Raw genomic sequence first — 18,987 nt, 5'->3', positions numbered from 1 at the left:
AATCGATCAAATGGCTCGCAGGGGCCGCAGCGCTTCTGGCAAGCACCGCAATGGTTCAGGCGCAAGACCTGTCGGAACTGGAAGCGGCAGCCAAGAAGGAAGGCATGCTGACCACCATCGCGCTGCCGCATAGCTGGTGCGGCTATGGCGATGTCATCGCGGGCTTCAAGGCGAAATACCCCGAGATCAATGTTAACGAGCTGAACCCCGATGCGGGCTCGGCAGACGAGCTGGAAGCCGTGCGCGCCAATAAAGGCAATACCGGCCCGCAGGCCCCTGATGTACTGGATGTGGGTCTGTCCTTCGGTCCGCAAGCCAAGGAAGAGGGGCTCTTGCAGCCGTATAAGGTCTCGACCTGGGACGAGATCCCAGATGCGGTCAAAGATGCCGATGGCTACTGGTATGGCGATTATTACGGCGTCATGTCCTTCATGATCAATAAGGACCTGATCGACACCAATCCCGAGGACTGGTCGGACCTGCTGAAGCCCGAATATGCGGGCTCGGTGGCGCTGGCGGGCGATCCGCGTGCCTCGAACCAGGCGATCCTCGCCGTTCTGGCAGCCGGTATGGCCGAAGGTGGTGCCGCAGGTAAGGAAGCGGGCGAGAAGGGTCTCGAGTTCTTCAAGAAGATGAACGATGCGGGCAACTTCGTCCCCGTTATCGGCAAGGCGGGCACGCTGGCACAGGGGGCCACCCCGATCACCATCATGTGGGACTATAACGCCTTGGCCGCGCGCGACACGCTCAACGGCAACCCGCCGGTCGAGGTTGTGGTGCCGAAATCGGGCGTGTTGGCAGGCGTCTATGTGCAGGGGATCTCGGCCCATGCGCCGCACCCGAACGCCGCCAAGCTCTGGATGGAATATCTCTATTCGGATGAAGGCCAGAACCTCTGGCTGAAGGGCTATTGCCACCCCGCGCGCTTCACCGCCATGTCCAAGGCGGGCAAGGTGCCGCAGGAACTGCTCGATGCGCTGCCGCCGGCAGAAGCCTATGATCAGGCCTATTTCCCGACGCTCGACGAGCAAGCGGGCAACAAGGACGCCGTGGTTGGCGGCTGGGATAGCGTCGTCGGCTCTAACGTCCAGTAAATGTTGATTTGCGATACCCCTGCGCCCCGGGCGTGGGGGTATCTTGTTTAGTCGAAGCGGAAACCCTGTGGCCGACCTCCCTCCCGTCAAACGCCGGATCAGTCTGACATGGCTTGGGCTCTTGCCCTTCATTGCCTTTATCGTGCTGTTTCTGGCCCTGCCAACGATGAAGATCGTCATCGGCGCGTTCCAGCGCCCCGATGGCAGCTTCACCCTGTCCAATCTCGCGGGGCTGTTCACGCCCACGATCCTCGGCTCCTACTGGATCTCGATCAAGATCTCGCTGGCCTCTTCGGCCATCGGCTGTCTGGTGGGCTTCCTGATGGCGGCCGGAATGGTGCTGGGGGGCTTGCCCAAAGCGATCCGCTCGCCGCTTCTGACCTTCTCGGGCGTGGCCTCGAACTTTGCCGGTGTGCCGCTGGCCTTCGCCTTTCTGGCAACCCTCGGGCCGCTGGGCCTTGTGACCATGTTCCTGCGCCATGAATTCGGCATCAACCTGCGGGCCATGGGGTTCAATATCCTCAGCTTCTGGGGTCTGACGATCACCTATCTCTTCTTCCAGATCCCGCTCATGATCCTGATCATCACGCCCGCACTCGATGGTCTCAAGCGCGAATGGCGCGAGGCGGCCTCCTGCCTTGGCGCGAGTGGCGCGCAATACTGGCGCATCGTCGCGCTGCCGATCCTCTTCCCGACGATCCTTGGCACTTTCGCGCTTCTCTTTGCCAATGCGTTCGGCGCCGTGGCCACCGCCATCGCGCTCACCGGCTCCTCGCTCAATATCGTGCCGATCATGCTTTTCGCGCAGATCCGCGGTGATGTGCTGGGCGACCCTCACTTGGGCTATGCAATGGCCTTCGGGATGATCCTCGTGACGGGGCTCGCCAATGTGATCTATATCCTGCTCAGGATGCGCTCGGAGAGGTGGCTGAAATGACCAAGGCAGCCTCGTGGGCCATCATGATCCTCGGCATCCTCTATTTCGTGTTGCCGCTCTGGGGGATGGTCGAATTCTCGCTTTCGATGCGCCGCGGCGTCTATAGTTTCGATGCCTATACGGCGGTGCTCTCGGACCCGCAATTCCGCCAGACTTTCAGCTATTCGGTGCTGATGGCGCTTCTGACGATCCTCTTCGGCATCCTGCTGGTGGTGCCCACGGCCTTCTGGGTGCAACTCAAACTGCCGCGACTGCGCCCGCTGATCGAGTTCATCACACTGATGCCGCTGGTTATTCCGGCGATCGTGACCGTGTTCGGCTACATCCGGCTTTACAATACATCAAGCTGGCTGCCGCTGACCGGCACCACTTTGGGCACCAATTTCCTTCTGGTGATGGGCTATGCCACGCTGTCGCTGCCCTATATGTATCGTGCGGTCGATACGGGGCTGCGCAGCATCGATGTGGCCACGCTCACCGAGGCCGCGCAATCGCTTGGCGCGGGCTGGGTGCGTATCATCGGACAGATCATCCTGCCCAATGTGCTGGTGGCGGTGCTCTCGGGCTCGTTTGTGACCTTCGCCATTGTCATGGGCGAGTTCACGATGGCGGCGCTTCTCAACCGTCCGGCCTTCGGACCGTATCTGCAACTCATGGGCGCCAACAAAGCCTATGAGCCCTTCGCATTGGCGACCATCGCCTTTGTCATCACTTGGGCCTGCATGGGGCTGATCCAGCTGGTCACACGTTTCACCAAACATACCAAGGCGGGTCGATGAGTTTCCTGACGATTTCCCATCTGGAGAAAAGCTTCGGCGCGACCCGCGTCGTGAAGGACTTCAATCTCGATATCGAGAAAGGCGAGTTCATCTCGCTCCTCGGTCCTTCGGGCTGTGGCAAGACAACCGTGTTGCGCATGGTGGCGGGGTTCGAGAGCCCGTCTGCAGGGTCCATCACCATCGATGGGCGCGAGGTGTCTTCGCTCAAGCCCAACCAGCGTAATATCGGGATGGTGTTTCAGGCCTATGCGCTGTTTCCCAACCTGACGGTGACGCAGAATGTGGGCTTTGGTCTGAAGGTTCAGGGCACGCCTGCACGCGAGATCGCGCCGCGTGTGGCCGAAATGCTGAAGCTGATCGGCCTGCCGGAGATGGGCGCACGTTATCCCTACCAGCTCTCGGGCGGGCAGCAGCAGCGGGTGGCATTGGCGCGTGCACTTGCGCCCAAGCCGCAGGTCTTGTTGCTCGACGAACCCCTTTCGGCGCTTGATGCCAAGGTGCGGGTCAGTTTGCGTAACGAAATCCGCATGATCCAGAAAGAGCTGGGGATCACCACCATATTCGTGACCCATGATCAGGAGGAGGCGCTGTCGATGTCGGACCGGATCGTGGTCATGCATCAGGGCATCGCCGACCAGATCGGCACGCCGTTCGAGATCTACAACACCCCCGCGACCCGCTTTGTGGCAGGCTTCGTGGGCACGCTCACCACGCTACAGGCACAGGTGATCGACGGGGCTGCGGGCCATGTGCGGATCGGGGCCAATGATCTGTGGATCTACCGTGAGGTCACGGGGCCGGAGATCACGCTCGGTCTGCGTCCGGAGATGCTCCGGCTGGGAGTGGCGGATTTTGACGCGGGCGAGGCACAGCTGGGCGGCACTATCCTCGATGTCGATTTTCTGGGCTCGGTCATCCGCCTGAAGGTCGATCTGGGCGGCGAGACGCTGGCGGTAGACCTGTTCAACAACACCCGTGCCGCGCCGCCGGAAGTGGGCAGTCAGGTAAGTCTTGCGCTGCACCCCTCGGATGCGCTGGTGATCGGCGGCTGATCGGAGCCGGACCCTTGGCGGGATGTCCGCCACGGCAGGGCCGCTTGGCATCAGGTCTGGTCGTCGCCTGCCAGAAACCCGCCCGATTGCCGCGCCCAGAGACGGGCATAGATCCCGCCCGCATCCAGCAACTCGGCATGGCTGCCCTGTTCGACGATACGGCCCTGATCCATCACCACCAGCCGGTCCATCGCTGCGATGGTGGATAGCCTGTGGGCGATGGCGATCACCGTCTTGCCTTCCATCAGCACCTCGAGCCGCGACTGGATTGCCGCTTCGACCTCGCTATCGAGGGCACTTGTGGCCTCGTCTAGGATGAGGATCGGGGCATCCTTCAGCGCCACACGCGCGATGGCGATCCGCTGGCGCTGACCGCCCGAGAGTTTGACGCCGCGCTCGCCCACATGGGCGTCGAGCCCGTGGCGGCCCTGCGCATCCGAGAGTTGCGGCACGAAACTGTCGGCTTCGGCCATACGCAGGGCATGGGCGATCTGGTCGTCACTCGCGTCGGGGCGGCCATAGGTGATATTGTCGCGCACAGAGCGGTGCAGAAGCGCACTATCTTGGGTTACCACCCCGATTGCGGCGCGCAGGCTTTCCTGACCGACCTGCGCCACATCCTGCCCGTCGATGGTGATCCTGCCTTCGGGAATGTCGTGGAAGCGCAGAAGAAGGTTAATAAGCGTGGATTTTCCCGCCCCCGAGCGTCCGACCAGCCCGACTTTCTCGCCCGCGCGGATTGTCAGATCAAGATCATCGAGCACGGCCAGCGGGCGCTGTGCCTCGTCTTGGCCATAGCGGAAGGTGACATGATCGAAGCGCACGGCGCCTGCGGCCACCTCCAGCGGTTTCGCATCGGGCGCATCCTGCACAGCACGCGGCAGCGAAAGGCTCGAGATCCCGTCCCGCACCGTGCCGATATTCTCGAAGAGCGCCGCAAATTCCCACATGATCCAATGCGCCATATTGTTGAGCCGCAAGGCCAGCGGCACGGCAATGGCCACGGCGCCCACGGCCAGCTCGCCCGTGGTCCAGAGCCAGAGCCCGATCCCCGTGACAGCCGCCACGAGCCAGACATTCAGCAGGCTCAGCGTGATATCCTGGATCTGCGAGAGCCGCATCTGCCGGTAGACGGTGCCCAGAAACGCGTCCATGCCTGAGCGCATCCACGCCTCCTCGCGGTCGGAATGCGAGAAAAGTTTGACGGTGGCGATATTGGTGTAGCTATCTACGATGCGCCCCGTCATGGCGGAACGCGTATCGGCCTGTTCCTGTGCCACGCGCCCGAGCCGCGGCACAATCCGGCCCAGCATCAGCCCGTATCCCAGCGCCCAGAGCACGAAAGGCAGAGCTAGCCGCCAGTCCTGAGAGGCCGCCAGCGCCAGTGCGCCGATAAAATAGATCACCACATAGCTGCCCACGTCCATGAGCTTCATCGCCACCTCGCGCACGGCCAGCGCCGTCTGCATCAGCCTCTGCGCGATGCGGCCCGCGAATTCGTCCTGAAAATAGCCCACCGATTGCCGCAGCAGATAACGGTAAGCCAGCCAGCGCACCCGCTGCGGGAAATTGCCCAGAAGCGTCTGGTGCATCAGGAGCCCGCCGAAGAGATTGAGCCCGGGCAACACGATCACGAGCCCCAACCCCATCAGTGCGATCCGGCCCCAGTTCTCGGCCCAGAAGCTTTCGCGTGGTGTGTCGGACAAGCGGTTCACCAGATCGCCCAGCCAGCTATAGAGCGAGACCTCGACCAGCGCGATCGCCCCCGAGCTGATCGCCAAGAGAACCAACCAGCCGGTTACCCCGCGGCTGTAATGGCGCATGAAAGCCCAGAAGCCTTTGGGCGGCATCATAGGCTGCTCGGAAGGATAAGGGTCGATGCGGCGTTCGAACCAGGAAAACATGGTGGCTCCTGTCGGTTGGAATGGGTCTAGATAGAGTGCCCGCACCGGATGTCACATATGTGACCGGTCAGCGTCCGGCCTTGCGCAGAGCGCGCTCAAGCGCATCGAGAAACCGCGAACGATCGGCTTTGGTGAAGCCCTTGTTGCGGCCCTGCAGGAATGGGTCGGCGGCGCGCATGTCGGTCATCAGATCGCGCATGGCGAGCGCCTGACCCACATTGTTGTCGGTGAGCGCCTCGCCGTCATGGCGCAGCACCTGTGCGCCCGCCGCTACGCATTTGGCTGCCAGCGGGATATCGTTGGTAATCACGACATCACCGCGGCCCGCGCGCTCGGCAATCCACATATCGGCCACATCGGGACCGGCATCCACGACGATCGTCTCGATCAGCGGGTTCTGCGAGGGCCGGATGCCGCCGTTCGAGACGATCTTCATAGATACGCTGTGGCGGCTGCCGACACGCTCGACCTCCGCCTTGACCGGACAGGCATCGGCATCGACATAGATCGTCATTGGAGGCACTCCGTTATAGCTGGTCGTGCTGTAGCCTAAAGCCGGGCTAGGGCCAAGCGGTGAGCGATAATCAGGTAACTTTGCGGTATTCGGCCTTGGTCAAATTATGCAATTCTTTGTCGTTACCGCGTTGATTTCCAGTTCTTTTACAAATTTCGCATAATGCAAATATGTATGAGCCAAGATCCATAAGGCCTTCCACCGGGTCAATTTGGGGCATGAATCAGTAAATTGTTCAAAGGTATAGTTAATGTCAGTTATCAATGTTGGGCAAAGCGCGGGTGGCACCCCGCTTATTATTTCTTCGGTTCGTGGAATGGCATTTCCGAAGGGCTGGTCCGCATCTCGCACAAATGAGTGGCTGTTGCGATCCAATGAAGGCGACATCGGATTATTGGCCCGGATCCCGCTCGATCCGCTCGGTGATATTTCCATCTATGCGGAGGAGCCGGTCTGCCGGAAGGTCATCCAGTCTGTGGCCGAACAGATCCGCCTTTCCGAGACCATTACCCAAGAAATCTATCGGGTGATGGCGGAAAATACCCATGCAGGTAAAGTCGATTTTACGCTTCCCGCTGACTGGATGTTCCGCAAGCGCGGTTGCTGGCAGCTGGTTGCGAAAGGCACGCGCCCTACCGTTCTGGCGGTTTTCGATATCGAAGATGACGATTCGCTCGTTTACGGGATCGAGGCTCCCGATGCCCGGGGATTCCTGCAGACGATCATTTCGGAGTTCCGTCGCTGCAAAAAACGCGAGCGCAAGATCCTTGATGCGTTTCGGGATTGCCCACTCGCGGAAAAAGCCCTGCAGCGCAAGGTTATCTAGGGTTCGGGCTTGGTTTCGGGGCCGTGACCGGCCCCGAAACTTCGATCATCAGCCTTGCAGACGGTCCAGGATCCGCACCCAGGACCGGATGCCTTTATGGAAGCTCTTCACGTCATATTTCTCGTTGGGGCTATGGATCGCGTCATCCTCGTTGGCAAAGCCGATCAGCATCGCATCCATACCGAGAATCTCCTTGAAATAGCCCGCAATCGGGATCGAGCCCCCCATACCGGTGATCACCGCCTCGCGATCCCATTCGTCGGTCAGCGCAAGGCGCGCTTTCTCGAATTCGGGGCGGGAGGTATCCATGAAGGCGGCCTTTGCGCCATCAAGGCTCGTATCCCAGTGGATCTCGGCATCCTGCGGGACGCGGGCCTCGAGATGTTTGCGCAGCTTGGCGCGCACATCGGCGGGGTCCATATCGCCTACCAGACGGCAAGTGATCTTCACATGCGCCTCGGCGGGGATCACAGTCTTGGAGCCCGTGCCCTGATAGCCGCCCCACAGACCGTTGATCTCGACGGTCGGACGCGACCATTGCTGCTCGAGCGTCGAATAACCCTCTTCGCCATGCGCCTTGGTCAGGCCGACACCACCCAGATAGGCCGCCTCGTCGAAGCCGCAGTTCTTCCACATCTCGAGCTGCTCGGCCGGAACTTCGGGCACGCCTTCATAGAAGCCCTCGACCGCCACGCGGCCGGTCTCGTCATGCAGCGAGGCGATGAGTTTCGAGATCTCGCGCAGCGGGTTCAGCGCGGGGCCGCCATAGAAGCCCGAATGCAGGTCGATGCGCGGGCCCTTGAGGGTGAATTCCTCTTTCAGCATGCCGCGCAGGCTGCCCGCGATGGTGGGCACGCCCGGCGAGACCATGCCGGTATCGCAGATCAGCGCCAGATCGGCGGTCAGTTCGGCGGCGTTCTCTTTCATGAAGGGCACGAGCGAGGGCGAGCCTGATTCTTCCTCGCCCTCGAAGAAGATCGTGATGTTGAACGGCAGCGAGCCCGTCTCGTCCTTATAGGCGCGGCAGGCCTCGATAAAGGTCATCAGCTGACCCTTGTCATCGGAAGCCCCACGGCCACGGATCACCTTACCCTTGGGCGTGTCCTCGATCTGCGGCTCGAAGGGGGGTGTGTTCCACAGATTCAGCGGATCGACGGGCTGCACATCGTAATGGCCGTAAAACAGCAGATGCGGCCCTTGGCCTTCATTGCGGGCCACCACCATCGGATGACCGGGGGTCGGGCGCACTTCTGTTTTAAAACCAATGGATTCAAGGTCTTTCTTTAACCATTCTGCGGCCTTGGTGACCTCGGGCGTATAGGCCGGATCGGTCGAGATCGACTGGATACGCAACAGCTCCATCAGACGGTTCATGGCATTATCGAGATCGGTATCGACCCGGTTGAGGACGGCATCCACTGACATAGTTCACTCCTTGTTTGCGCCAGACCCTAGCAATCTGGCGGGGACTGTCCAGACAGGCGCCGAGGAAAGCCGGTCCGCTATCGTCATGGCGGGGTTGCCCCCGCTGCATGGGCTGCGACCAAGCGCGCATTTGAATTTGTTCCGGAAATGCGTATTTAAGTGGCAAGCAAGTCAAACACGCATCTGTAATTTGACCTTTGTCAATGTGAGGTGTGGTAAAGAGGCCTAGTGCTGACCCAGCGAACGGATGCAAGGACAGAACCCATGAATTACGATCAGGCTTTGGATACGGCGATCAACCGGCTTCACGAGGAAGGCCGTTATCGCGTTTTTATCGACCTGGAGCGTGAGAAGGGCGCCTATCCGAAGGCCGTCTGGACCAAAGAGGATGGGACCAAGAAGGATATCACCATCTGGTGCGGCAATGACTATCTGGGCATGGGGCAACATCCGGTTGTTCTGGCTGCGATGCATGAGGCGCTCGATGCCACCGGCGCCGGTTCGGGCGGAACGCGCAATATCTCGGGCACAACCGTTTACCACAAGCGCCTCGAGGCCGAACTGGCCGATCTGCACCGGACCGAGGCCGCGCTCGTTTTCTCCTCGGCCTACACCGCCAATGACGGCACACTCTCGACCCTGCGCAATATCTTCCCCGGTCTGATCATCTATTCCGACGAGCTGAACCATGCCTCGATGATCGAGGGGATCCGTCGTGGTGGCGGCGCCAAGCGCATCTTCCGCCACAACGATCTGGCCCATCTGCGTGAGCTGCTGCAGGCCGATGATCCGGCAACTCCCAAGCTGATCGCCTTCGAGTCGGTCTATTCGATGGATGGGGATTTCGGTCCGATCAAGGAGATCTGTGATCTGGCGAAGGAATTCAACGCCCTGACCTATCTCGACGAGGTCCATGCCGTGGGTATGTATGGCCCGCGTGGGGCAGGCTATGCCGAAGCCATCGGCGAGACCCGTATCGACATGTTCAATGGCACGCTGGGCAAGGCGTTCGGGGTGTTCGGTGGCTATGTCGCGGCGTCGGCGAAAATGGTGGATGCAATCCGCTCCTACGCGCCGGGCTTCATCTTCACGACCTCTCTGCCACCGGTTGTGGCAGCAGGCGCTGCGGCCTCGATCGCGTTCCTCAAAACCGCCGAGGGTCAGGCACTGCGCGACAAGCAGCAGGAACATGCCCGCATCCTGAAGACCCGCCTGAAGGCGATGGGGCTCCCCTTCATCGACCGTGGCAGCCATATCGTGCCGGTCCACGTCGGAAATCCCAAACATTGCAAGGCTCTGTCGGACATGCTGCTCGAAGAGTTCGGCGTCTATGTGCAGCCGATCAACTACCCGACGGTTCCGCGCGGCACCGAGCGGCTGCGGTTCACACCCTCCCCCGTGCACTCCCTCAAGGAGATCGACGGGCTGGTGCGGGCGCTCGATAAGCTCTGGGCGCGTTGTGAGCTAAATCGTGCCGAAATGGCAGGTTAACCCATAACTACCGGTGTAAACCTCTCTAGCATGTGATAACTTTGCAATAACCAGTTCGGAAAAACCGAATCGGACAACTTTGAGTGCGATAGGGGCAGTGAAGCAATGATCGGTCGAAGGACACCTCCTTCGATGCAGGACGACGTCCAGCCGAAAGGCTTCGAGGATTACGACCTGCGTCTTGGCGATCTGATGCGGGGCGAGCGCGCCACGTTATCTAAGTCGCTTCTGGATGTGCAACGGGAGTTGCGCATCAGGGCCGCTTACATTGCCGGCATCGAGAGTTGTGACCTGTCCGCCTTCGACGCGCCGTCTTTCGTGTCAGGCTATGTGCGCTCCTATGCGCGTTATCTCAACCTTGATCCCGATTGGGCTTTCGAGCGTTTCTGCTTCGAGTCCGGCTTCGTTCCGACACATGGGATGGCCCAGCACGGACAACCCCATAAAGTCTCAGCTAGTGCAGGCAACAAGCCGGTCAATGGTCTGGGCAGCCCCAATCCCGTTTTTCTCCCCAAAACAGATAGTCTCTGGTCGCGGATCGAACCGCGTGCTATCGGCTCGCTTCTGGTGCTGGCGGTTCTGGCAGGCGGGATCGGCTATGGGGGCTGGTCGGTGCTGCAGGAGGTCCAACGTGTCAATCTGACGCCCGTGGACCAGCAGCCCTCGGTCGTAGCACAGCTCGACCCGTTGTCCTCGGTCGAGGGGGGCTCTGCCGATCCGGTGGAAAGCGCTCAGGATACAACGGCGGATGACAGTCTGGACCGTCTCTTCCGTCCCGCCACGCTGGATACGCCCGTGCTGATCGCGCGCGACGGTCCGATTGCCTCCATTGATCCTAACAAGACCGGCGTTCTGGCAGGCCAGACCCAAACCGCCGCAGCTGATATGGCGACGCAGAAGCCGGATGCGCAGTCCGCCATCAATCAGGCCATCGCGCAGGCGATGGGGCAGGGTCAGGCTGTTCCCGCACCTGCGGCGGCCGACGGTAGCGAAGGCGTTCAGGTGACGGCAGCGAATGCGGCCGATGTCGAGATTCTCGCCGTGCGCCCGTCTTGGGTACGGGTGCGTGCGGCGGACGGATCGGTTCTTCTGGAAAAGGTCATGAATGCGGGCGAGCGTTACACCCTGCCCAAACTGGCCGAGCCGCCGACCCTGCGCACGGGTGAATCCGGCGCGATCTATTTTGCCGTCAACGGTGTCGCGCATGGTCCCGTAGGCGCGCGGGGGGCCGTGACCAAGAATATTACCCTCAGCGCCGATGCGCTCTCGCAGCGTTTTGCCGTGGCCGATCCGCAAAAGGACAGTGCGCTCACCAGCATGTTCGCGGTTGCGGATGCGGGTCAGGCCATTGCCGATCCGACCCCCAAGACGGAATAAGTGTCCGCGTCTTGGAACTGTTGTGAGATCAATCCTGATTGACAGCCGTTGCCCTCGGGCGGCGGCTGAACTACTTTGCCCCCGACATGTCCGAAGGAGTCCCCAATGTCCCTGAACCCGGTTCGTCCGTGGCGCAGCGTCGAACGCCGCAAATCCCGTCAGATTATGGTCGGCAATGTGCCGGTTGGCGGGGATGCGCCGATTTCGGTGCAGACGATGACCAATACGGACACTACAGATGTAAAGGCCACGCTGGACCAGATCATCCGTGCCGCGGATGTGGGTGCCGATATCGTGCGGGTCTCGACCCCCGATCAGGCCTCTACGCAGGCGCTGCGCGAGATCTGCCGCGAGAGCCCCGTGCCGATCGTGGCCGATATCCATTTCCACTATAAACGCGCCATCGAGGCCGCCGAGGCCGGCGCCGCCTGCCTGCGGATCAATCCGGGCAATATCGGCGATGCGAGCCGGGTGAAAGAGGTGGTGAAGGCCGCCAAGGACTATGGCTGCTCGATCCGGATCGGGGTGAATGCGGGCTCGCTCGAGAAGCATCTTCTGGAGAAATATGGCGAGCCTTGCCCCGATGCGATGGTCGAGTCGGGCCTCGACCACATCAAGCTCCTTCAGGATAACGACTTCCACGAGTTCAAGATTTCCTGCAAGGCATCCGATGTCTTCCTGTCAGCCGCAGCATATCAGGCGCTGGCCGAGGTCACCGATGCGCCGATCCATCTGGGGATCACCGAGGCCGGTGGCCTGACCGCGGGCACGGTGAAATCGGCCATCGGTCTGGGGAACCTTTTGTGGATGGGCATTGGCGACACGCTGCGCGTGAGCCTTTCGGCCGATCCGGTCGAAGAGGTGAAGGTCGGCTTCGAGATCCTGAAATCGCTGGGGCTGCGCACCCGCGGCGTGCAGATCATCTCCTGCCCGTCCTGCGCCCGTCAGGGCTTCAACGTCATCAAGACGGTGGAAGAGCTGGAAAAGCGGCTCGAGCATATCAAACAGCCCATGTCGCTCTCGATCATCGGCTGTGTGGTCAATGGTCCAGGCGAGGCGCTGATGACCGATCTGGGTTTCACGGGCGGCGGCGCAGGCTCGGGCATGATCTATATGGCGGGCAAACAGAGCCATAAGATGTCCAATGAGCAGATGATCGACCATATTGTGGAACTGGTCGAGGAGCGGGCCGAGAAGCTCGATGCCGAACAGAAGGCCGCAGAGGCCGCGGAATAATATAAAGGGCGCCTATGGCGCCCTTTTTCACAAGAAGAGATAGGTCAGCACCAGAAGCACGGTCGAGGCCGCGAGCCCGAAAAGCGTGAAGCGCCGGTTGAGATCGAAGGTCACACGGGCAGGGGTGACGCCCAGCTGGCGGCCGGTGATGATCGACATGGCCGAGATGGGCGAGGCCGAGATCGCCATCGCCCAGGCAAGGCACAGCCCCAGACCCAGCGCCAATGGATGCTCCGCCCCCACAGGGCCCGGCCCGAGAAGCTGGGCGATCATGACCACCACGATGGAATGCGGGATCATGAGGCTGGCCGCGAGCGGCACCAGATAGAGGCAGCCCAGGATCAGCGCGATGGCCGGTAGCGCAGCCCCGCCCAGTGCCGCACCCCAACCCAGACTGTTGAAGGCGACCGAGATGCCAGCGCCAATCACGGCGGCGGCCAGAAAGATCGTGGCCTCGTTGGCCATGGAGGCCGAGGCCTTGCCCAATCCGCTTAACCGGTCGGCCCCTTTGAGGGCGGCCCGGATCCCGGGCTCAACAAAGGGCCAGCCCCAAGACAGGACAGGCAGCACCATACAGGCCGCCACGAGGAAGCTGATCTCCAGAAGCCGATGGAGCGCCAGCGTTACCACAATGAGCCCCAGCACCACCGACAGGATAAGGACCAGCGCGCGCCCGCCTTTCATATCCTGCGCGAGATCGGGATCCGGCGTATGATCGCGCGCCGTTTCGCTGCGCAGCACGAACAGGCTGCCAAGCGTGATGACCAGCGCCGAGACGACAGCCAGCATCAGGAAGGCGGCCGGATCGAGCCCCGGAATGGCGGTGGTAACGATGGCAAATCCGACCCCGATCGGGTTCCATATGGTGGCAAGGATGGTGCCACGCAGGGCGCTCAGCGTCATCACACGGGTGTTGATCGGTGTGCGGCCCTGAGCCCTGGCATGGGTGGCGTGGTTCTCGGCGATATCGGACATCATGCCGATGGTGCCGATATTGAACAGCACCGAAAGCCCCTGTGCTCCGAAGGTTACGGCGCTGGCCCGCCTGCTGGCCGAGGCCGCAAAGAGCCGGGCTGCAGCGCGTTCGACCAGTTTCGAGGCTCTCACCGGCCCGCGGATCAGCCCGAGCGAGGTCAGGAACGCCGAGAAGGCTGTGCCCTGAAACAGCGCGCCTTCCATGCGCGGCAAAGCCTCGGGCACAATAATGGCGATAGCGATGGCTATCGCGACCGACAGGACCGCAAAGATCTGCGCCATGCGCTGCACCGCACCGATACGCAGGATTGCCAGCATGATGGCCGCGCCCGCCGCAATCCATGTCACGCCTCCGAGAACGGGAAGGAATTTCTCGCCGACCTGACCGATGATGAGACCGCCGATCATCAGGATCGCCAGAAGGCCGGTGGCTCGGTCCAGACGGGATACAGCTCGGGCAGAAAGAGGCATGGAAAATCTCGGGTCGGAAAGGTTTTGTTTGTTATGTCAGCTTTTCGGGCGGGTGCAATCGTGGGGGGTGCGGCCTTTTGTGCATCACGGCGCAGGGATGCGCGTGAAGGTTTCCGACCAGACATCGGAGAACCGCCGCCGTGTATGGTGGTCAAGCGCCACCAGCAGCGCCGGTGACAGGCCGATGAAGCGCCGCGCGCTTGGCAAAAGGCCGTTTTCCTGCGGATCGTCGGGGAAGATCAGACCGGCGGCGCGGATCGCCTCCTGCCCGTCTGCCGAGAGCAGGAAATCCAGTAGCCGTTTGGCCGTTTCGGGATGGCGCGCACGTTTGGGGATCATATAGGCACGCGAGAGGAAGAGCGTGTAATCCTCGGGCAGCACCATCGCCACATCCGGGCGGGGATGGTTCATGACATAGGAGCCGAGCATGTTATAGGCCAGCGCGAATTTGCCCGAGGACACATCGTCGATGATCTGCGCCGAGCAGCAGGTGACCACCGCGTTGCTGCGGGCAAAACCCTCAAGGAGCGCCCCGAACGTGGTGGCTTCGAGGCTGTCGCTATAGGCGAAGAGATAGCCCAGACCTGACTGCTCGATATCATAGGTCGCAAAGCGGCCCGACCAGCGATCATCCTCGCGGCGCATCATATCTAGCAACTGGAACCGGTCGCGCGGTGCCTGCGCGGGGCGGATCAACCGCTTGTTATAGACAATGACCGAGGGCTCTTCGGTCAACCCCCACAACTCGTCGCGCCAGCGCCGCGCGGCGGGCAGGGCGCGGGTGGCCTCTGACTGGTGCGGCTGCGCGCATCCGCCATTGACCAGCTCGACCATCTGCTGGACCGCCGATGAAAACACCACATCGCCACCCTGACGCCCGTCACGGCAGGCGGCACTGGCGGCCTCGTAGAGGCCATTGGCCGTCCACTGCTCATACTGCACCGTCACATCCGGATTGGCTTCGGTGAAAGCCTCGATTACCGGCCCCATGATCGAAAGATCGGTATTGGAGCGGAACAGCAGGGGCTGCGGGCCATGCCCGATCGTGCCGCGCAGCTCGGGTTCGGCATGGGCCATACCGGCACAGAGCCAAACGAGCAGGATCACCAGACGGGTCATTGCGGGGTGCTTTCGGAGGAGGTGGTGTGCAGGTTTGCTGCGGGCAGCACAAGGCTGATGCGGAAGCCATGATCGCTCTGCTCGGTCCGGATTCCGCCCCCGAACGCATGGGCCACCGCATAGACGATCGACAGCCCGATACCCGAGCCGCCCTCGGCCGAGCCATGCGAACGGGCAAAGCGCTGGCCCAGCCTGTCGGTCAGATCCTCTGCCGGTCCCGGTCCGGCATCGGCGACCCACAGGCAGGCGAGGGAGCCCTCCAATGCGGTGCCGATGGTCACCGGCGCCTTGCCATGGGTCAGCGCGTTCGACACCAGATTACCAAGCGCCTGTTCCAAAGAGAAGGCATCGGCGGCCACCACGACAGGGTCGGGGCCGATCTCGAAGCGCAGATCCAGCTCGGGCCGGTGGTCATGGTGTTCCAGCACCTCGAGCGCCACATCCCGTAGATCGAGCGGTGCGCGGGGGATGCTGTCGGTGCGATGGGTGACCATGGCGCGTGACAGTAGCTGGTCGAGGAGCCGCCCCAGAGAGCGCGTGCGCCGTGTGAGCCGCTCGATCTGGCGCTGGCGCAGCTCGGGATCGGTGGTCTCATGGATGGCCTCGGCCTGCGCACGGATCGCGGCGACGGGCGTGCGCAGCTGATGGGCGCTATCGGAGATCAGGTTGCGCATCATTTCGAGTTGTCGCTCGAGACGCGCCATGAAACGGTTGACGCCCGCCAGCATCACCTCGATCTCGGCGGGGACATTCTCTGTGGGCACAGGTGTCAGGTCATAGGGGTCGCGGGTGGCCAGATCAGCGGCGATCTTCTCCACGGGACGCAGCGCGACATGGATGATGACATAGGCCGAGACCAGCAGCAGCACCCCCGCAATCGCCGCAGGCCAGAGCGCATCGGTGACCAGATGCAGCGTCATGTCCTTGCGCGCGCGCAGGGTCTGTCCCACGGAGATATGCACAGCCCCCGAGAAATTCCGCTCGGCAAAGAGGCGGGTGATCTCGACATAGCGCGCCGGCTCGCCCTGCATAGGCGCATCGAAAAGCTGCTCTCCGTTGCGGTTGGGCCGCGTATCCGCAGCAAAAGGCGTATCGGCATAGCCGGTGATCAGCTGGTGATGCGGCCCGCGCACGGCATAAGCGATCCGGTCGTCGCGCGCCTGCGCCAGCAGTTCGAAGGCTGAAACCGGCAGATCGACGACGGGGTGTCCATTCTGGATAAAGATCGATTCCGCGATGTCATTGGCGGCGCCGAGCAAGAGACGGTCATAACTGTCCCATGCCGCCTGTCGGCCGTTGATCCAGACGGTCGCGGCCACGAGCACCATACCCAGAAGCATGAGCGACATCACCGCCCGTAAAATACGCCCCTGCAGCGAGCCAGTGGAGCGGTGGAGCGGCCTATCCATCCAGCGTGATCCGGTAGCCGATACCGCGTTCGGTGGCGATCGCCACGCCACTGCCTGCCAGTTTGCGCCGCAGCCGCGCGACGTAAAGCTCGATCGCATTCAGCCCTACATCGGCATCCTCCAGCGTAAAGAGCCCGTCATAGAGGCGCTCCTTACCAAGGATCTGGTCAGGATGGCGCAGGAATATACCCAGAAGCGTGGCCTCGCGCCGTGTGAGGGCAAGGCGCTGACCATTCAGTGTGCCACTCATCTGCGCCGAGGAATAATGGAGCGGGCCAAACCGGATCGCATCCGATTTCTGCTCGGTCTCGCGGCGCATCAGGGCGCGAAGCCGGGCCTCCAGCTCGCGCTGATCAAACGGTTTGACCAGATAGTCATCGGCCCCCAGATCGAGCGTATTCACACGATCATCCACCGAATAAAGCGCGGTCAACACCAGAACGGGCAGGCGGTCGCCGCGCCCACGCAGGCTGCGCAGCAACGACTGACCAGACCCGTCGGGCAGGTTGAGGTCAAGCACCATTGCATCATAGCGCTGCACGCGCAGGAAATCCTGCGCATCGCCCAATGTCGGCGCATGATCACAGGCAATACCGGATTTGGCAAAGCGCGTGACGACGGTTTCCGCCAGATCTTCGGTGTCTTCGACCATCAACACGCGCATGTTTCCGCTAAACCTTTTTATTCGTGGCTGTCATTTCCTGTCGCAGGCCCCGCGCAATGACAGGTTCGTGACAGGTTCGATTGCTAGTCTCCTTCTACCCCCGAGAGGAGGGGTCTGCAAAGCGCAGACTCACGGGGAATGCGGATGACCGGGCTGGAGGGCCTGCCCGCATAGGAATCTGGAGGAAATCATATGTTCAAGGCAACCCGCCTGACCCTTGCTGCCGCCGTGCTCGGTGCATCGACTTTCGCCGCTGGCGCACAGGACTTCCAACCCGAAGCCCCCGAATGCATCGCCCCCGCAAATCCGGGCGGCGGCTGGGACTTCACCTGCCGTCAGGTCGGCAAGACCCTGCAGGATCTGGGTCTGATCAACAAGACCATGCAGGTCGTCAACCTCGCCGGTGGCGGCGGTGGTGTGGCCTTTGCCGAAGTCGTCAACAAACGCGCGACCTCGGATGACCTGATCACTGCAGCCTCTTCGGCCACCGCGACCCGTCTGGCGCAGGGCGCCTATCCGGGCAATACCGTCGATCAGGTCCGCTGGGTCGGCTCGATCGGTGCCGATTACGGCGTGATCGCTGTGGCCAAAAATAGCGACATCAAAGACCTGCCGCAACTTCTTGATATGATAAAAGAAGATCCGCGCAGCATTTCGGTTGCCGGTGGTTCTGCTGTGGGCGGTTGGGATCACCTCAAGGTGCTGATCGCGGCCGATGCCTATGGCATCGAGGATGTCCGCAAGGTCAAATATATCGCCTTCGATGGCGGTGGCGAGGCTGTGACCCAGCTTCTGGCAGGATCGGTCCAAGCCTTCACCGGCGATCTTTCCGAGGCCAAGGGCTTCGTCGAATCAGGCGATATCCGCGTGATCGCCGTGCTGGCTCCCGAGCGTCTGGAAGGCGAATTTGCCGATTATCCCACCGCGAAAGAGCAGGGCGTGGATGCGATCGGTGCCAACTGGCGCGGGTTCTACGCACCGGGTGGCATGTCGGACGAGGCCTATAACGGCTGGGTGAAAAAAGTCGGTGAGATGTATGCCTCCGACGAGTGGAAAACCACGATGGAAGCCAACGGCATCGCACCGCTCGATCTGCAAGGCGCGGAGTTCGACGCGTTCGTCAAAGAGAACGTCGCCGAGATCCAGGAGATCTCGCGCAAGATCGGGATCATCAAGTAATCCTCCCGGGGTCGTTTCCGACCCTGTCCTCCCGGGCGCCGCTTCCACGCGGCGCCCGTCTCCCAATTCATGTCTGTTTGCAAGGAGATCGTCATGAGTGACCGCATCTTCGGCATCTTCGGCCTGCTTCTGGCGATCGGCTTTGCCTATTCGGCAACCCTGATCGAGGAAAGCTTCCTGTCGGATGTCGTAGGCCCCAAGGCCTTCCCGCTGATCATTGCCGCGATCCTCGGCATCTCGAGCGCCGTCATCGCGTTCAAGCCCGATCCCGATCCGGCATGGCCGAACTTCGCGCGTATCGCCGAGATTGCCGCCGCTGTCGTTGTCATGGTGCTCTATGCCGAGTTGCTGCCGGTCATCGGTTTCGTCTTTGCCACCGCTTTTGCAGCTGCCTATCTCAGTTGGCGTCTTGGCAATGCGATCCTCTGGGCCGTGCTCACGGGGATCGGAACCTCGGTCGGTATCTATGTGATCTTCCATCTTGTGCTCGGCCTGTCGCTCGCGCGCGGCCCGCTCGGTTTCTGAGGAGCCACCT

At 61.7% G+C, this 18,987-nt stretch carries 17 protein-coding genes; 10 read left to right on the top strand and 7 right to left on the bottom strand.

What is annotated here, in order from left to right:
• The first annotated feature begins 50 nt into the window (after positions 1-50).
• The 4 genes from WDB91_RS15195 (at position 51) to WDB91_RS15180 (ending at position 3,862) form a co-directional block, all read left to right on the top strand.
• A complete protein-coding gene (locus WDB91_RS15195; RefSeq protein WP_339115106.1) occupies positions 51-1,094 on the top strand; it encodes an ABC transporter substrate-binding protein in 1,044 nt (347 codons plus the stop codon).
• Between the two features lie 67 nt (positions 1,095-1,161).
• Positions 1,162-2,031, top strand: coding sequence for an ABC transporter permease subunit (locus WDB91_RS15190; protein WP_339115043.1), 870 nt, complete (start codon positions 1,162-1,164; stop codon positions 2,029-2,031).
• The gene (locus WDB91_RS15185; RefSeq protein WP_339115042.1) at positions 2,028-2,810 is read left to right on the top strand and encodes an ABC transporter permease; all 783 of its coding nucleotides are present in this window, start codon (positions 2,028-2,030) and stop codon (positions 2,808-2,810) included. Before WDB91_RS15190 ends, WDB91_RS15185 begins: the two co-directional genes overlap by 4 nt.
• Entirely contained in the window at positions 2,807-3,862 is a 1,056-nt protein-coding gene (locus WDB91_RS15180; protein WP_339115041.1) for an ABC transporter ATP-binding protein, read from the top strand. Before WDB91_RS15185 ends, WDB91_RS15180 begins: the two co-directional genes overlap by 4 nt.
• A gap of 50 nt (positions 3,863-3,912) precedes the next feature.
• On the opposite strand, the gene WDB91_RS15175 is transcribed toward WDB91_RS15180, so the two are convergent.
• Together WDB91_RS15175 and WDB91_RS15170 are read right to left on the bottom strand one after the other, a co-directional pair.
• On the bottom strand, positions 3,913-5,766 hold the full coding sequence (locus WDB91_RS15175) for an ABC transporter ATP-binding protein (RefSeq protein ID WP_339115040.1): 1,854 nt from the start codon (positions 5,764-5,766) through the stop codon (positions 3,913-3,915).
• 67 nt (positions 5,767-5,833) lie between these two features.
• Positions 5,834-6,280, bottom strand: coding sequence for a YaiI/YqxD family protein (locus WDB91_RS15170; RefSeq protein ID WP_339115039.1), 447 nt, complete (start codon positions 6,278-6,280; stop codon positions 5,834-5,836).
• 316 nt (positions 6,281-6,596) lie between these two features.
• Between WDB91_RS15170 and WDB91_RS15165 the strand changes: the two genes are divergently transcribed.
• Positions 6,597-7,106, top strand: coding sequence for a hypothetical protein (locus WDB91_RS15165; protein ID WP_339115038.1), 510 nt, complete (start codon positions 6,597-6,599; stop codon positions 7,104-7,106).
• A gap of 48 nt (positions 7,107-7,154) precedes the next feature.
• On the opposite strand, the gene WDB91_RS15160 is transcribed toward WDB91_RS15165, so the two are convergent.
• On the bottom strand, positions 7,155-8,531 hold the full coding sequence (locus WDB91_RS15160; RefSeq protein WP_339115037.1) for a dipeptidase: 1,377 nt from the start codon (positions 8,529-8,531) through the stop codon (positions 7,155-7,157).
• Between the two features lie 264 nt (positions 8,532-8,795).
• Here WDB91_RS15160 and hemA point away from each other — a divergent pair, with 264 nt between their 5' ends.
• From hemA to ispG, 3 genes are all read left to right on the top strand, one after another.
• Positions 8,796-10,022, top strand: a complete 1,227-nt coding sequence (hemA, locus tag WDB91_RS15155; protein ID WP_339115036.1) for a 5-aminolevulinate synthase — start codon at positions 8,796-8,798, stop codon at positions 10,020-10,022.
• 132 nt (positions 10,023-10,154) lie between these two features.
• Positions 10,155-11,399 carry a RodZ domain-containing protein gene (locus WDB91_RS15150; protein WP_339115035.1) on the top strand — a complete coding sequence of 415 codons (1,245 nt, stop codon included), beginning with the start codon at positions 10,155-10,157 and terminating at the stop codon, positions 11,397-11,399.
• Between the two features lie 105 nt (positions 11,400-11,504).
• A complete protein-coding gene (ispG, locus tag WDB91_RS15145; protein WP_339115034.1) occupies positions 11,505-12,635 on the top strand; it encodes a flavodoxin-dependent (E)-4-hydroxy-3-methylbut-2-enyl-diphosphate synthase in 1,131 nt (376 codons plus the stop codon).
• A gap of 27 nt (positions 12,636-12,662) precedes the next feature.
• Here the strand turns inward: ispG and WDB91_RS15140 are convergent, their stop codons facing one another.
• The 4 genes from WDB91_RS15140 to WDB91_RS15125 all read right to left on the bottom strand — a co-directional run bounded on the left by WDB91_RS15140 (position 12,663) and on the right by WDB91_RS15125 (position 17,273).
• Positions 12,663-14,081, bottom strand: coding sequence for a hypothetical protein (locus WDB91_RS15140; protein ID WP_339115033.1), 1,419 nt, complete (start codon positions 14,079-14,081; stop codon positions 12,663-12,665).
• An 84-nt stretch (positions 14,082-14,165) separates the two neighbouring features.
• Positions 14,166-15,200: an ABC transporter substrate-binding protein gene (locus tag WDB91_RS15135; RefSeq protein WP_339115032.1), complete on the bottom strand. Its 1,035-nt coding sequence runs from the start codon at positions 15,198-15,200 to the stop codon at positions 14,166-14,168.
• Positions 15,197-16,609: a sensor histidine kinase N-terminal domain-containing protein gene (locus WDB91_RS15130; RefSeq protein ID WP_339115031.1), complete on the bottom strand. Its 1,413-nt coding sequence runs from the start codon at positions 16,607-16,609 to the stop codon at positions 15,197-15,199. Before WDB91_RS15130 ends, WDB91_RS15135 begins: the two co-directional genes overlap by 4 nt.
• On the bottom strand, positions 16,602-17,273 hold the full coding sequence (locus WDB91_RS15125) for a response regulator transcription factor (protein WP_339115030.1): 672 nt from the start codon (positions 17,271-17,273) through the stop codon (positions 16,602-16,604). Before WDB91_RS15125 ends, WDB91_RS15130 begins: the two co-directional genes overlap by 8 nt.
• Before the next feature lie 192 nt (positions 17,274-17,465).
• Between WDB91_RS15125 and WDB91_RS15120 the strand changes: the two genes are divergently transcribed.
• Positions 17,466-18,452, top strand: coding sequence for a tripartite tricarboxylate transporter substrate-binding protein (locus WDB91_RS15120; protein WP_339115029.1), 987 nt, complete (start codon positions 17,466-17,468; stop codon positions 18,450-18,452).
• 93 nt (positions 18,453-18,545) lie between these two features.
• Positions 18,546-18,977, top strand: a complete 432-nt coding sequence (locus tag WDB91_RS15115; protein WP_339115028.1) for a tripartite tricarboxylate transporter TctB family protein — start codon at positions 18,546-18,548, stop codon at positions 18,975-18,977.
• Positions 18,978-18,987 lie beyond the last annotated feature (10 nt).

This window comes from Thioclava sp. GXIMD2076 (assembly GCF_037949795.1).
In the GTDB taxonomy this organism is placed as follows: domain Bacteria; phylum Pseudomonadota; class Alphaproteobacteria; order Rhodobacterales; family Rhodobacteraceae; genus Thioclava; species Thioclava kandeliae.
The sequence above is the reverse complement of the archived record's forward strand: the minus strand, read 5'-3'. Positions and strand labels throughout refer to the sequence as shown.

What these genes read in the sequence shown, in the direction of transcription:
- WDB91_RS15125 (WP_339115030.1), bottom strand. Translation starts at nt 17,273, where the DNA reads ATGCGCGTGTTGATGGTCGAAGACACCGAAGATCTGGCGGAAACCGTC.
- WDB91_RS15175 (WP_339115040.1), bottom strand. Translation starts at nt 5,766, where the DNA reads ATGTTTTCCTGGTTCGAACGCCGCATCGACCCTTATCCTTCCGAGCAG.
- WDB91_RS15115 (WP_339115028.1), top strand. Translation starts at nt 18,546, where the DNA reads ATGAGTGACCGCATCTTCGGCATCTTCGGCCTGCTTCTGGCGATCGGC.
- WDB91_RS15160 (WP_339115037.1), bottom strand. Translation starts at nt 8,531, where the DNA reads ATGTCAGTGGATGCCGTCCTCAACCGGGTCGATACCGATCTCGATAAT.
- WDB91_RS15120 (WP_339115029.1), top strand. Translation starts at nt 17,466, where the DNA reads ATGTTCAAGGCAACCCGCCTGACCCTTGCTGCCGCCGTGCTCGGTGCA.
- WDB91_RS15150 (WP_339115035.1), top strand. Translation starts at nt 10,155, where the DNA reads ATGCAGGACGACGTCCAGCCGAAAGGCTTCGAGGATTACGACCTGCGT.
- WDB91_RS15180 (WP_339115041.1), top strand. Translation starts at nt 2,807, where the DNA reads ATGAGTTTCCTGACGATTTCCCATCTGGAGAAAAGCTTCGGCGCGACC.
- WDB91_RS15185 (WP_339115042.1), top strand. Translation starts at nt 2,028, where the DNA reads ATGACCAAGGCAGCCTCGTGGGCCATCATGATCCTCGGCATCCTCTAT.
- hemA (WP_339115036.1), top strand. Translation starts at nt 8,796, where the DNA reads ATGAATTACGATCAGGCTTTGGATACGGCGATCAACCGGCTTCACGAG.
- WDB91_RS15140 (WP_339115033.1), bottom strand. Translation starts at nt 14,081, where the DNA reads ATGCCTCTTTCTGCCCGAGCTGTATCCCGTCTGGACCGAGCCACCGGC.
- WDB91_RS15195 (WP_339115106.1), top strand. Translation starts at nt 51, where the DNA reads ATGGTTCAGGCGCAAGACCTGTCGGAACTGGAAGCGGCAGCCAAGAAG.
- WDB91_RS15165 (WP_339115038.1), top strand. Translation starts at nt 6,597, where the DNA reads ATGGCATTTCCGAAGGGCTGGTCCGCATCTCGCACAAATGAGTGGCTG.
- WDB91_RS15130 (WP_339115031.1), bottom strand. Translation starts at nt 16,609, where the DNA reads ATGGATAGGCCGCTCCACCGCTCCACTGGCTCGCTGCAGGGGCGTATT.
- ispG (WP_339115034.1), top strand. Translation starts at nt 11,505, where the DNA reads ATGTCCCTGAACCCGGTTCGTCCGTGGCGCAGCGTCGAACGCCGCAAA.
- WDB91_RS15170 (WP_339115039.1), bottom strand. Translation starts at nt 6,280, where the DNA reads ATGACGATCTATGTCGATGCCGATGCCTGTCCGGTCAAGGCGGAGGTC.
- WDB91_RS15135 (WP_339115032.1), bottom strand. Translation starts at nt 15,200, where the DNA reads ATGACCCGTCTGGTGATCCTGCTCGTTTGGCTCTGTGCCGGTATGGCC.